At 64.4% G+C, this 11,905-nt stretch carries 10 protein-coding genes; 2 read left to right on the top strand and 8 right to left on the bottom strand.

Annotation, left to right across the window (positions count from 1 at the left end; translation table 11 throughout):
- Positions 1 to 37 precede the first annotated feature (37 nt).
- Genes IL54_RS23105 through traJ form a run of 8 tightly spaced genes read right to left on the bottom strand, consistent with a single transcriptional unit; the run spans position 38 to position 10,936 of the window.
- The gene (locus tag IL54_RS23105; RefSeq protein WP_202807667.1) at positions 38 to 193 is read right to left on the bottom strand and encodes a hypothetical protein; all 156 of its coding nucleotides are present in this window, start codon (positions 191 to 193) and stop codon (positions 38 to 40) included.
- A gap of 15 nt (positions 194 to 208) precedes the next feature.
- Positions 209 to 3,394, bottom strand: a complete 3,186-nt coding sequence (locus tag IL54_RS14655; protein WP_011205813.1) for a zincin-like metallopeptidase domain-containing protein — start codon at positions 3,392 to 3,394, stop codon at positions 209 to 211.
- Positions 3,395 to 3,400: 6 nt separating this feature from the next.
- Positions 3,401 to 3,664: a protein TraD gene (locus tag IL54_RS25760; protein WP_011205814.1), complete on the bottom strand. Its 264-nt coding sequence runs from the start codon at positions 3,662 to 3,664 to the stop codon at positions 3,401 to 3,403.
- 5 nt (positions 3,665 to 3,669) lie between these two features.
- Positions 3,670 to 5,883 carry a DNA topoisomerase 3 gene (locus IL54_RS14645; protein WP_011205815.1) on the bottom strand — a complete coding sequence of 738 codons (2,214 nt, stop codon included), beginning with the start codon at positions 5,881 to 5,883 and terminating at the stop codon, positions 3,670 to 3,672.
- Between the two features lie 14 nt (positions 5,884 to 5,897).
- Complete coding sequence (gene traF, locus IL54_RS14640) at positions 5,898 to 6,431, bottom strand: conjugative transfer signal peptidase TraF (RefSeq protein ID WP_011205816.1); 534 nt, start codon at positions 6,429 to 6,431, stop codon at positions 5,898 to 5,900.
- Positions 6,428 to 8,335: a type IV secretory system conjugative DNA transfer family protein gene (locus tag IL54_RS14635; protein WP_011205817.1), complete on the bottom strand. Its 1,908-nt coding sequence runs from the start codon at positions 8,333 to 8,335 to the stop codon at positions 6,428 to 6,430. Before IL54_RS14635 ends, traF begins: the two co-directional genes overlap by 4 nt.
- Positions 8,332 to 10,530: a TraI/MobA(P) family conjugative relaxase gene (gene traI, locus IL54_RS14630; protein WP_011205818.1), complete on the bottom strand. Its 2,199-nt coding sequence runs from the start codon at positions 10,528 to 10,530 to the stop codon at positions 8,332 to 8,334. Before traI ends, IL54_RS14635 begins: the two co-directional genes overlap by 4 nt.
- A gap of 34 nt (positions 10,531 to 10,564) precedes the next feature.
- Positions 10,565 to 10,936: a conjugal transfer transcriptional regulator TraJ gene (gene traJ, locus IL54_RS14625; RefSeq protein WP_008832110.1), complete on the bottom strand. Its 372-nt coding sequence runs from the start codon at positions 10,934 to 10,936 to the stop codon at positions 10,565 to 10,567.
- A 367-nt stretch (positions 10,937 to 11,303) separates the two neighbouring features.
- Between traJ and IL54_RS25720 the strand changes: the two genes are divergently transcribed.
- Together IL54_RS25720 and IL54_RS25005 are read left to right on the top strand one after the other, a co-directional pair.
- Positions 11,304 to 11,708, top strand: a complete 405-nt coding sequence (locus IL54_RS25720; RefSeq protein ID WP_011205820.1) for a TraK family protein — start codon at positions 11,304 to 11,306, stop codon at positions 11,706 to 11,708.
- Positions 11,708 to 11,905 (top strand): nucleotide-binding protein (locus IL54_RS25005; protein WP_272945511.1); only part of this gene is annotated, 198 nt, incomplete at its 3' end. The genes IL54_RS25720 and IL54_RS25005, both read left to right, overlap by 1 nt.

Genomic DNA, 11,905 nt, shown 5'->3' with positions numbered 1-11,905 from the left:
TTCCGTCCGTCCAATCTCCGCCAAGCATGCTCAAGCTTCACGATTTTTGCAACAGAGCCAGCCATTCGCCGTTCACTACCTGGTCCACCTGGCGGCTGCCGTTCATGACGGCGATCTTGACGCTGCCCTCGGGTTTCATGATGACGCCAGGGCTTGCCGATGTGCGTGGTGCCCCGATCTGTACTTTGTTCATACGCTCTAGTTCTCCTTAGTAGGTTCTCGCGCGGCGTTGCCGCTGTTCTTGCTGCTCGATGTCTTGCTGCTTGAGCTGCTGCACCTTCTGCCGCTGGCCCTCGTCGAGAAGCACCTTGCCGACAGCACTTCTCACCTGGCGTTCAACCCCGTCCTTGCCCAGGCTGCTGCGCTCGGACAGGTCGTTGAAATCGGTGTGCTTCTTCATGTTCGACAGGGCGGCGAGCTGGCCATCGTTCAACAGCGATTCCTTGAGCTTGGCCGTGTCGGCCTCGCTCAACTGGACCTTGCCGGCCGCCGCGTCCGCGAGGCGCTTTTCAGCGTGCAAATGGTTGCGGTAGTTCTCCGGGGTGATCGGCGGCAGCTCCTTCGGGTAGGCGTTCTCGCCCGGCGCGAAGATTGGGAAGATGGCCTTGCCGCCGACCGCCTTGGCGGCCTCCTGTGCCTTCGTCCTGCCGGGATTCACGCCCTGGGTGATCTGCACCTGGCGGTCGTCGTCGCCGGCGATCACAACGGGCTTGTCCGGGAATTTCGCGTGCAGGGCCTCGGCAACAGCCTGTAGGTTGCCGGAATCGAACGCGGCGACAGTCGCGTGCCCCAGCGCTTCGGCCACTGTGGCGGCGGTGGCATAGCCTTCGCCGATCACCAGCGCCGGCGCGGCCGCGAGCGCATCCATGCCACCGACGACATGGAAGCATCCTTCCTTGCGGCTGTCCTTGGCGAAGCGCTTGGTGCCGTCCTCCTGGATGTACTGCATGGTCCATTGCTTGCCGTCGGCGTCGTAGGCCGGGATGTAGGTTTTCTGGCCCTCCTGGTCGGTAAGGACGCCGGCGTGCACCTGTAGACCCTTGTCGCGCAGGTACGGCGTCGGTTCCGTGATGGGAACCAGGCTTTGCGCCTGGCGGCCGATGCGCTGCGCCGTGGCTTCGTGCTGGCGTTCTTGTTCCTCGGCACGCGCGGCCAGCTTGGCCGCCGCCTCGGCCTGCATCTTGGCCTTCTCGGCGGGGTCCAGGGCGTAGCCCTTGGCCTTCCACTTCATTTCGACGCCGGTGCGGTTGTTTTTGATGTAACCGGCCGGGTGGCCGTCGAGGTGGCCGACGTAGAAGCCCGACTTCTCGCCCTTCTTGTCGCCCTCGGTCTCGATGCGGTGCTTCTTGCCGTCCATGATGGGGTGCTCGCCGCCTGGGGTGACGACGCAGCCCATGCTTTTCAGGGCCTCCGCGAACTCATCTTCGGGGGTGACGGCCGGGGATTGCTGGGTGGGCACGTTGTCCGGCAGCCAGCGTTGCAGCTTGCCCATGTCGGCGTTCGGTCCGGCGTACCAGGACTTGGCCACCTTGTCCCACTGCGCGCCGGCCGCCTTGGCAACCTGGCGCTCGCCGTAGGGCACGGCCAGGTAGACGCGCTCCTGGGCCGCGTTGGGGCGCTCGGCCGTGGGTTGGGTAGGCTGGGCCTCGGCGCGGGCCTCTACGGCCGCTGTAGCGCCCTCGCGCGCCCATTTGGCGAACGGGGCAGGGTCAACCCCTGCCGGAACGTACCAGGCGCGTTCCTGGCGGTCCCAGCGCGCTCCAAGGGCCTTCACCTCGTCTTTCTCCTTGAACGGCACGTTCAAGTAGGCGCGCTCGGGCTTGGCGGGGGCTTGAGCGGCCGCCGGCTGCTCGGCGGCGTTCATGGCCTGGGCCATTTCCTGCTGCTCGCGCTCGTAGTCGGCGATCCGGCGCTGTAGGTCCTCGTCGTGCAGCATGGCCGTGCCCTCGGCGGCCTTGCGCGCCTCCTTGGCGGCAACGCGGTCCTCGTCGGTGCTGTTGGGATCGCGGCGAACTCGCTCTTCATGGATGCGGGCGAACTTCGCGGCCTGCTCGTACTCGTTGGCCGTCGCGTAAGCGTCGATCACGGCCAGGCGGTCGGCGAGCGCTTCGGCATTGGTCTGCGCGTCGGGGCCGGCGAAGTCGGCAAGCCATTGGTGGCCGCCCCACGCATGGTTCGCATAGACGCCCCAAAACTCCGGCTCTCGGTCGCCGGCCGGCACCACGGACCGTTCGCCGTCGTGCTCGACCTCGACGTTGGCCTGGACCTGGACGCGGCCGGTCCAATCGGCAGGCAGCTCAAAGCCCAGCGTGGTTTCGGTCAGCGCGGCCAGCGATTGGTTGCCTTCCGCCGGCTCCGCGCCGGCGCGGTACATGCGCAGGGTCTGCGCGATCAGCTCGTCGGCCGGCGCAATGGCCGGTCGTGCCACCTGGTCTTGCTGTTGCTCCATAGTTGCCCCCTGCGCAGGCTCGATGGCCTGCTGGGTCGTTTGTTCTTGAATTTGCTTCTGCTCGAACGCCAGGACGAAATCCTGGATCTTCTCCGCGTCGGCGGCCGCGCGGAAAATCTCTAGCGGGTCCTCTTGTAGCGCCTTGATCCACGATCCGACATAGGCCGCGTGCTGGCCGGGGTCGTGGCCGATGCCCAGCTCGTCGCCCAGGATCATGCTGGCAATCTCGGCCCGCAGCTCTTCCTTGGCGTACCCCTCGCTCCCGAAGGGATGCGCCAGGTCGCGGTCCAGCCGCGACGGGTGGCCGGTCCAGTGCCCCAGCTCATGGAGCGCGGTTGCGTAGTAGTTGTCGGCGCTCGGGAACTGGCCTTTGTCGGGCAGATGGATGCTGTCCGTGGACGGCCGATAAAACGCGCGGTCGTGCTCGCCGTGGCGGATGGTGGCACCTGACGCCGCAAGGATGTGCTCGGCCCGCTCGACGGCGCTCCAAGTCTGTTCCTTGCGTTCCAACGGCGGCAGGCCGTCGATCTGCTCCGCATTGAACACGGTGGCGAAGAACACGCGCGGGCGTTCGAGCTGCACCGTCACCTTGACCGGATCGCCGTTGGCATCGAGGACCGGCTTGCCGGTCTGCTCGTCGGTCTTGGTCTGCTCTTCGCTGAACTTCCAATACTGGATCGGCGTGCCTTTCTCGCCGCGACGCACCTGTGCGCCGGCGGCAGCGGCCTGCTTGTAGGTCATCCAGCGCGGGTCCGCATGGCCCTGGGCCATGAGCTGAATCGCGTTGATGCCCTTGTAACGCTTCCCGGTAGTCGGGTTGAGCGGGATGAAGGAGCCGGGCATGCCCGGTTCCCACGGTTTTTGCCACGGCGCAGTGCCGGCTTTCAGTTGCTCAATGAGGCGTTCGGCAACCTGCTCGTGGAACGGCTTTTTGACCTCTGCCATAGCCAATTACCTCCCGTCATTGGCGGCCGCGGTCGTCGTGTCCTCGGGCACGGTCGCGTCCACCAGGTCAATGTCGCTCTCGGCGGCGTCCTGCTCGCTCAAGGCGTCCTCGGGGAAGGCCCCGGCCTTCTCCGCTTCTTCCGGGTCGAACTCGACCTGGAAGCCGGGCGTCATCGCATCGGCGAGCTTTTCACGCAGGGCGGCGGCGGCGTTCGCGGTATCGTCGAACGGCGCAAAGTCGTCCTGCTGCACGGTCTTGGGATCATTCATCGCTTTCACTCCTGGTTGGTGCCGTTACGGCCTTTGCTGTAGTCCGGCCTGCCTTTCAGGTCGGGGTATGTCTGCTTGCACGTCGGGAAGTTGCTGCACCCCCACCAGAACATGCCGCGCTTCTTGCCAGGCCGACGGGAAAGGCCGTGGCCGCAGGCCATGCACTTGTGCAGCTCGGAGACTTTCGGGGCCTCGCGCGGGACGGGCTTGCCGCCCTTGTCGTCGCACGCGAACTTGCAGCCGTCGGCAAAGCCGGTGCAGCCCCAAAAGTATTCGTTCTTGTCCTTCTTCTTGAGGCGTCGCAGCGGCTTGCCGCAGGACGGGCAAGGGTGCGTGTCGATCTTCATGTTGAGGCCGTTGTCTTTGATGTTGGCGACCTCGGCGCCGATGTATTCCATCAGCTCGTTGACGAACGACAGCGTGTCGCGCTCGCCGGCCTGGATGGCCTTCTGCTGCTCATGCCAGAGCGCGGTCATGTCGGGGAATCTGGCCGTGTCGGGCAGTGCGTCGTACAGCTCTTCGCCGGTCGGCGTGGACACGATGTGCTTGCCCTTCTCCACCAGGTAGCCGCGCTCGAAAAGCGTGGCGATGATGGAGTCTCGCGTTGCCGGCGTGCCGATCCCGCCGTGCTCGCCTTGCTTGCCCTTGTCCTTTTCGATCAAGATTTTCCGCAGGCGGTCATCGCGGATGTATTTCGCAACGCGGGTAAGGTCCGACAGCAGAGATTCCATCGTGTACAGCGGCTGCGGTTTCGTCTCCTGCTGCTCGGCCTTCGCATCGGTGCAGGTGCCGGCCTGGCCGTCACGCAGCTTGCGCAGGTCCTGTTCAATGTCGTCGGCATTGCCTTCCAGGTCCTCGTTGCCGGCGTCGTTCTTGTAGAGAATCTTCCAGCCCGGCGACGTGGTGACGTTCGAGCGCACGCCGAAACGATGATCGCCGACCTGGGCAAGCACGTCGGTCTGGTCATACAGATGCTTCGGCCAGAACTGCGCGACGTAGGCGCGCGCGATCAGCAGGTAAATCTTCTGCTCGGCATCGGTGAGCTTCGACAGGTCGGCCGTGCTTTCGGTCGGGATGATCGCGTGGTGCGCGGAAACCTTGGACGAGTTGAAGGCGCGGCTCTTGATCGTCGGATTGGCGCGCTGCGCAGCAGCGGCCAGCATGGGGGCCGTCTGTGCGATGGCCGCCAGCACGCCCGGCGCATCGCCGTGCTGTTCCTCGCTCAAGTATTCGCAGTCGGAACGGTTGTAGGTGATGAGCTTGTGCTTCTCGCGCAGGGCCTGCGTAATGTCCTTCACCTGGTCCGGCTTGAAGCCGAACTTGCGCGAGGCGTCCATTTGCAGTTTCAGCAGGTTGTAGGGCAGCGGCGCAGCCGCTTCCTTCGCCTTGGTGGTCACGGACACGATGCGGGCGGGTTGGCCGCTCACGGCGGCCGCGATGCCCTCGGCGTGCTCCTTGTTGCTGAGGCGGCCTTTCTCGTCCACCGGATCGCCGTCGGCGACCTGGTAACGGGCCGGGAACTGAATGCCCTCGACCTCGAACTGGCCGTTCACCAGGTAGTAGTAGGTTTTCTGGTGGGCCGCGTTCTCGCGGCAACGGCGCACGACAAGGCCCAGGATCGGAGTCTGCACGCGCCCCACGCTCAACAGCCCCTGATAGCCCTTCGCGCGTGCCGCAAGCGTGTACAGGCGCGTGATGTTGAAGCCGTATAGCTGGTCGCCGACGCTGCGGGCCTCGGCCGCAGCGGACAGGCCGGCGAACTCGCGGTTGTCGCGCATCGCGGCGAGCTGCCGGCGCACGATCTTCACGTTGTTGTCGTTGATAAGCAGCCGCTGCACCGGCAGACGGCAGTTGGCGTATTCCAGGATTTCATCGACCAGAAGCTGGCCTTCGTCGTCCGGGTCGCCGGCGTGAACCACGCTTTTCGCCTGCTTCAACAGGCTGAGGATGGTCTTGAACTGAGCTTTCGCACCGGCATCGCCGGACGGTTTCTTGCGCCAGGGAATATGGACGATGGGCAGGTCGGCCATGTTCCAGTTGGCGTAGCGCTCGTCGTAGTCCTCCGGGTCTAGCAAGGCCAGCATGTGACCGTAGCACCAGGTCACGCGGTCGGAGCCGCATTCGTAATAGCCGTCCTTGCGGCTGCCGCCGCCCAGGCCCTCGACGATGGCTTTTGCCAGCTCCGGTTTTTCAGCGATTACAAGGCGTTCAAATTGCATATATCCCCCTACCCTCACCAGGTCAGAACCGGCCTGATGACGGTGATGATTTGCGAACGATTGACAGGCCCGAAGTAGCGGCCGTCGAAAGACGTGTCGCTTACGTCGGACATAAGCAGAACCTCGGCGGTCCCCAGGGTGTAGCTGTCGGACTGATAACGAGGCAGCGGCCGTCCTGATGGATCGGCCTTGATGAGCGCGCTGTGAGGCAGCAGCCCGCCATTCACGCGCACGCCGGCGTCGGTGATGGCAACCTCGTCGCCTTTAGCGGCTAAAACTCGCTTCATCATGTAGCCGTAGTCGCCGGGGCAGAAACCGCCGGCGATGTAGCCCCGCTCCTTGGCGTCCGAAAACACGCCGACTTGCGGCGGGCAGAACATGACGTAAGCCCCCTTCTCCACCGGCGCATTCGATTTCCAGTACAGGCCGACCGGAATGCTTTTGGTGGTGTTGACCTTCGCGCCGGCGAGATAGGCCGCGCCGGCGAGCAACAAGGCCGCGCCGCCTCCGATGGCGACGTACTTGGTGAGGCGCTGGAAGCGGCTCATATCGTGATCCCCTCCCCTTCCTCGACGGTGGCCGTCTGGATCAGCTTGTCGCTGACCTTCGGAGCCGGTACGGCCGCGCGGGCCTGGAATATCGGGTCTTTGAAGTAGAGCGGCTGCTTGCCGTAGATCGCGGGATAGCCGGCGACGTACACAACCATGTCGCCCGCCTCTTCAATGCTGCCGTCGGCGCTCTTCTTCGGCCCCGGCATGCGCAGGCATTCATCGGGGGTCAGCAATGGCCGCTGCACTTCCTGGAAGGTCCGCGAGACGTTGCCCAACAGCGCCGACGTGCGGCGGCCGCTCGTCGTGATCTGCTCCTTCACGATGGTCGTGGTGCCTGTCAGTTTTGACAGGTGCTCGGCCGTCTCCACGCGGTTCGGCGGGTAGGCGTTCTGCACGTGGCAGTTCGACGTGATGCTTTCGTCGTGGCCGTAGCCGGTTTCGCGGCTCTTGAGCTGGTTAATGTCCTGGCAGATGAGGTAGCACTTGATGCCGTAGCCGGCGACGAAGGCAAGGGACTCTTGCAGGATTTCGAGCTTGCCCAGGCTGGGGAACTCGTCGAGCATCATCAGCAGACGATGCTTGTAGTGCGCGACAGGACGGCCGTTCTCGAAGTCCATCTTGTCGGCCAGCAGCCGGACGATCATGTTGACCATGACGCGCACCAGAGGCCGCAGACGGGCCTTGTCGTTGGGCTGCGTCACGATGAACAGGCTTACCGGGTCGTCGTGGTGCATCAGTTGCTTGATGCGGAAGTCGGACTTGCTGACGTTGCGGGCCACAACCGGGTCGCGGTACAGGGCCAGGTAGGACTTGGCGGTGGACAGCACGGAACCGGATTCTTCCTCCGGGCGGTCCATCATGTCGCGGGCCGCAGAGCCGACCGCAGGGTGGTTCTGCCCGTCAACGTGGCCGTAGGTGGTCATTTCCATCCAAAGCTCGCCCACGTCGCGGTTCGGGTCGGCAAGCATGCCGTCCACCGACGGCAGGGTGGCCGGCGTACCCTCGTTCTTAGCCTTGTAGAGCGCGTGCAGGATGACGCCGACAAGCAGCGCCTGGCTGGTTTTCTGCCAGTGCGATTCCAGGCCCTTGCCGTCCGGATCGACGATCAGGGTGGCAAGGTTCTGCACGTCGCCAACCTCGTACTCGGTCCCCAAGCGGATTTCATCGAGCGGGTTCCAGCACGCGCTACCCTGCGCGGATGCCGGCTCAAAGCGCACGACCTTGTTGCGGGCATGCTTCTTCCGCCAGCCGGCGGTCAGCGCCCACAACTCGCCTTTCAGGTCGGTGATGACGGCGCTGTGCGCCCAGGAAAGCAGCGTCGGAACGACCAGGCCGACGCCCTTGCCGGAGCGCGTCGGCGCGTAGGTCAAGACGTGCTCGGGGCCGTTGTGCCGCAGGTAGTGGAACTTGCCGTCCTTGTCCTGCCAGCCGCCCACATAGACGCCGCTGGAAGTGGGCGGGTGTTTGCCTGACACCAGCTCGACGACGGTGCGCGGCCGGGGCAGCAGGCCGGCGGCCTGTATGTCCTTCTTGTCGGCCCAGCGGGCCGAACCGTGCAGATAGTCGTTCGCCTTGCCGGTGTTCGCCTTGACCATCTGCGTGACGGCCGTGCCCAGCAGGCCCACGGTCGAAACGACCATACCCATGCTGGCCGCGCGCATGAAATCGTCGGGATATTGGCCGTACCACTTGCCGGCCCATTGAAGGATCGACCAGGGCGTGTAGACGTGGTTGATATTCCAGCCAAGTCCGGCCTGATACTGGAAGGAATGGGCGAAATATTGCGTCGCGGTCTGCAAGCCTGCCCCAAGGGACAGGCCGGCGAGGATGGGAACGGTCTTGCTGGCCTTCGGTTTTTTCGCCCGTATCTGTGGCCCCACGGCGTTGTTTCGGTTCTTCATCTACTCCTACCTCGGGTAGTTTTAAGGGAGCCTCGCGGGGTCACGGTGACGGGATCACCGATGGCGAGGCGCTTCATGCGTTGCACCGTGGCCTTATCGACGGGCAGCACCAGAATCTCGTCGTTTTCTTTCCTCAACAGGGCCAGCGCCTGGTCCTCGACGTTCCGGGTGCCTGCATAGGACAGCGCACCAACATAATCAGTATATCGTGCATGCTTCGGTATATCGAAGCCGTTTAGCCGCTTTTGCTCGCGCTCGGCAACATATTTCTCGGCCGCCGCGATCTGTTCGGGCTTTAGCCCTCTTCCTGGCCCAGAAACTCCCCGTCGCAGTGCGTGAGCTGGTTCGGCTCCTTGCTGCTCCACGTGACCAGGAACATCACGCGGCAATAGCATTTCAGCTCCGCCGGCGATGCGAACCACACCGAGTTGGGACAGCGCTCGCAAACGGTTTTGGCTTTGGGGCGGCGGCTTTCGTCCAATGCGTCCAACGTTGGGCTTGCGGAGTGCGACGGTTCCGCCGGCGCTGACGGCGCGAGCGTCCCGTCGGTCGCCGTCGCCGCCTGTGGCGTTGAGGGTGGTTCTGGCTGCGGCAGGTCGAATGCCTCCATCGCCGCCGCGATCTCTTCGTCCGTCATTTCGTTCGGGTTGCTCATGTGCTTGCTCCTTCGTCAGTAGTTCTTGACGGCGGCGCTCAAGGGCGGCGTCGTCAAAGGTGATTGCCAGACGGCCAGCGGCGGCCGCCTGCGCGATCCGCTCCTTGAACTCTGCTGTGCCGTTGACGGTGATCCGGTCGCCGAAGCGCTCCATTGCCAGGCGCAGGGCGGCGTCCAGGCCGTCCGTGGTGGCCTCGCGCGAGACTTGCAGGCGGTCGCCGTCGTCGCGGACGGCGCTGCTGCCGACGCGATAGATGATGGTTCCCTTCTTCGTGATGTTGTCCGTCACGGCCGCATGGCCCGGCTTGGCCTCGCCGCTGCCCTGGATGGTGTTGCCCTTGAGGTCGCTGCGGCCCTCGCGTGCGCGCAGCGCGGCCAGGGCCTTGTCGTCGCCCTTCATCGCCTCGGCCTTGAGCCAGTCGGCCCACGCGCGGCGCTGCGTGCGCTCCTGGACCGCCTGACGGCCCTGCCGGTACTCGCGGTTGATCTTGTCCAGGTCGGCGCGCAGAGCCTTGTGCGCCTGCGCGTACATCAGTCGCTTTGCAATGCGCCCCTCGCCCAGCAGCTTGATAGCGGCGCGGCGCAGCCGGTTGCTGCGCATCGCGGCTTCAATCAGGCGGTCACGACGCCGGCGCAGCGTGTCCAGCTCGCCCTTGCGCACGGCCCCCATTTCCTGGCGTTCAGACTGATACCGGGCGTATAGCTCGGTGGTGTCGATGCGGGTCTTGAGCGGCTTCGCTCGATACTCCCGCCGCCGGGGGGCTTCGCCGCCCTCGGCTGGCGTGAATGCCCCGAATCGGGCTTCGAGCTTCGGCTTGGACAGGTCGCGCGAAACGGTGCTGGCCTTGACCGTCGTGCCGTCGCCGGCCTCGAAGATGAAGCCGTTTCCGCGCTCGCGCAGCTTAAGCCCGTTTTCCCGCAGGACGCGGTGCAGGTCCTCCCAGGATTGCGCCGCTTGCAGCTCCGGCAGGCATTCGCGCTTGATCCAGCCGACCAGGCTTTCCACGCCCGCGTGCCGCTCCATGTCGTTCGCGCGGTTCTCGGAAACGCGCTGCCGCGTTTCGTGATTGTCACGCTCAAGCCCGTAGTCCCGTTCGAGCGTCGCGCAGAGGTCAGCGAGGGCGCGGTAGGCCCGATACGGCTCATGGATGGTGTTTCGGGTCGGGTGAATCTTGTTGATGGCGATATGGATGTGCAGGTTGTCGGTGTCGTGATGCACGGCACTGACGCGCTGATGCTCGGCGAAGCCAAGCCCAGCGCAGATGCGGTCCTCAATCGCGCGCAACGTCTCCGCGTCGGGCTTCTCTCCCGCGCGGAAGCTAACCAGCAGGTGATAGGTCTTGTCGGCCTCGGAACGGGTGTTGCCGTGCTGGGTCGCCATCACCTCGGCCATGACAGCGGGCAGGGTGTTTGCCTCGCAGTTCGTGACGCGCACGTGACCCAGGCGCTCGGTCTTGCCTTGCTCGTCGGTGATGTACTTCACCAGCTCCGCGAAGTCGCTCTTCTTGATGGAGCGCATGGGGACGTGCTTGGCAATCACGCGCACCCCCCGGCCGTTTTAGCGGCTAAAAAAGTCATGGCTCTGCCCTCGGGCGGACCACGCCCATCATGACCTTGCCAAGCTCGTCCTGCTTCTCTTCGATCTTCGCCAGCAGGGCGAGGATCGTGGCATCACCGAACCGCGCCGTGCGCGGGTCGTCGGTGAGCCAGAGTTTCAGCAGGCCGCCCAGGCGGCCCAGGTCGCCATTGATGCGGGCCAGCTCGCGGACGTGCTCATAGTCCACGACGCCCGTGATTTTGTAGCCCTGGCCGACGGCCAGCAGGTAGGCCGACAGGCTCATGCCGGCCGCCGCCGCCTTTTCCTCAATCGCTCTTCGTTCGTCTGGAAGGCAGTACACCTTGATAGGTGGGCTGCCCTTCCTGGTTGGCTTGGTTTCATCAGCCATCCGCTTGCCCTCATCTGTTACGCCGGCGGTAGCCGGCCAGCCTCGCAGAGCAGGATTCCCGTTGAGCACCGCCAGGTGCGAATAAGGGACAGTGAAGAAGGAACACCCGCTCGCGGGTGGGCCTACTTCACCTATCCTGCCCGGCTGACGCCGTTGGATACACCAAGGAAAGTCTACACGAACCCTTTGGCAAAATCCTGTATATCGTGCGAAAAAGGATGGATATACCGAAAAAATCGCTATAATGACCCCGAAGCAGGGTTATGCAGCGGAAAAGCGCTGCTTCCCTGCTGTTTTGTGGAATATCTACCGACTGGAAACAGGCAAATGCAGGAAATTACTGAACTGAGGGGACAGGCGAGAGACGATGCCAAAGAGCTACACCGACGAGCTGGCCGAGTGGGTTGAATCCCGCGCGGCCAAGAAGCGCCGGCGTGATGAGGCTGCGGTTGCGTTCCTGGCGGTGAGGGCGGATGTCGAGGCGGCGTTAGCGTCCGGCTATGCGCTCGTCACCATTTGGGAGCACATGCGGGAAACGGGGAAGGTCAAGTTCTCCTACGAGACGTTCCGCTCGCACGCCAGGCGGCACATCAAGGCCAAGCCCGCCGATGTGCCCGCACCGCAGGCCAAGGCTGCGGAACCCGCGCCGGCACCCAAGACGCCGGAGCCACGGCGGCCGAAGCAGGGGGGCAAGGCTGAAAAGCCGGCCCCCGCTGCGGCCCCGACCGGCTTCACCTTCAACCCAACACCGGACAAAAAGGATCTACTGTAATGGCGAAAATTCACATGGTTTTGCAGGGCAAGGGCGGGGTCGGCAAGTCGGCCATCGCCGCGATCATTGCGCAGTACAAGATGGACAAGGGGCAGACACCCTTGTGCATCGACACCGACCCGGTGAACGCGACGTTCGAGGGCTACAAGGCCCTGAACGTCCGCCGGCTGAACATCATGGCCGGCGACGAAATTAAC

The organism is Sphingobium sp. ba1, assembly GCF_000743655.1.
Taxonomy (GTDB): domain Bacteria; phylum Pseudomonadota; class Alphaproteobacteria; order Sphingomonadales; family Sphingomonadaceae; genus Sphingobium.
The sequence above is the reverse complement of the archived record's forward strand: the minus strand, read 5'-3'. Positions and strand labels throughout refer to the sequence as shown.

Excerpts from the sequence above, each read along its gene's own strand:
- IL54_RS23105 (WP_202807667.1), bottom strand. The coding sequence starts at position 193 with ATGAACAAAGTACAGATCGGGGCACCACGCACATCGGCAAGCCCTGGC.
- IL54_RS14655 (WP_011205813.1), bottom strand. The coding sequence starts at position 3,394 with ATGGCAGAGGTCAAAAAGCCGTTCCACGAGCAGGTTGCCGAACGCCTC.
- IL54_RS25760 (WP_011205814.1), bottom strand. The coding sequence starts at position 3,664 with ATGAATGATCCCAAGACCGTGCAGCAGGACGACTTTGCGCCGTTCGAC.
- IL54_RS14645 (WP_011205815.1), bottom strand. The coding sequence starts at position 5,883 with ATGCAATTTGAACGCCTTGTAATCGCTGAAAAACCGGAGCTGGCAAAA.
- traF (WP_011205816.1), bottom strand. The coding sequence starts at position 6,431 with ATGAGCCGCTTCCAGCGCCTCACCAAGTACGTCGCCATCGGAGGCGGC.
- IL54_RS14635 (WP_011205817.1), bottom strand. The coding sequence starts at position 8,335 with ATGAAGAACCGAAACAACGCCGTGGGGCCACAGATACGGGCGAAAAAA.
- traJ (WP_008832110.1), bottom strand. The coding sequence starts at position 10,936 with ATGGCTGATGAAACCAAGCCAACCAGGAAGGGCAGCCCACCTATCAAG.
- IL54_RS25720 (WP_011205820.1), top strand. The coding sequence starts at position 11,304 with ATGCCAAAGAGCTACACCGACGAGCTGGCCGAGTGGGTTGAATCCCGC.